Below are 674 nucleotides of genomic sequence, written 5' to 3' on the forward strand. Positions count from 1 at the left end.
TAGCTGGTTTCGTAAGTCATACCTTCAGGGAAGTTTTCGCTCAAGCGTTCAAGCAGTTCCATTACTGCTTTACCACTTTCTAATGCGTTTGCATCAGACTGAAGTGACAGAGCGACAATCGAAGCATCTTGCCCACGGAACTTACCGTTACCATCGTAGAACTTCTTACCCAGTTCAACACGAGCAACGTCTTTTAGATAAACCGTAGAGCCATTTGGATTGGCACGAAGAACAACGTTTTCAAACTCGCTCACACTTTCTAAGCGACCTTTAGTCACTAGGTTAAACTGCACTTCTTGCGGGTTATTGTACGGCGCGGCACCAACACGGCCAGCAGCAACCTGAACGTTTTGCTCCGCTAAAGCAGCATATACATCCGATGTCGTTAGCTTGAGGTTGGCCATTTTTTCTGGGTCCAACCACACGCGCATCGCATATTCACCACCACCAATTACATTTACTTCACTAATGCCTTTCGCGCGCGCCAACTGATCTTTTACGTTCAAGTTGATGTAGTTAATTAAGAATTGGTCATCGTACTTGCCGTCTGGTGAATAGAAGTTCAGAACCATCAATAGGACAGGAGAACGCTTTTTCACCGTCACGCCGACCATGCGTACTTCCTGAGGCAGTTTTGACTCAATCTGTGACACTCGGTTTTGCACGTTCAAGAT

General features: G+C 46.1%; 1 protein-coding gene. It reads right to left on the reverse strand.

The features are described from left to right. Positions 1 to 674 (reverse strand): efflux RND transporter permease subunit (locus R8O10_RS25415; RefSeq protein ID WP_318191983.1); only part of this gene is annotated, 674 nt, incomplete at both ends.

Source organism: Vibrio sp. 1727, from assembly GCF_033344415.1.
In the GTDB taxonomy this organism is placed as follows: Bacteria; Pseudomonadota; Gammaproteobacteria; order Enterobacterales; family Vibrionaceae; genus Vibrio; species Vibrio alginolyticus.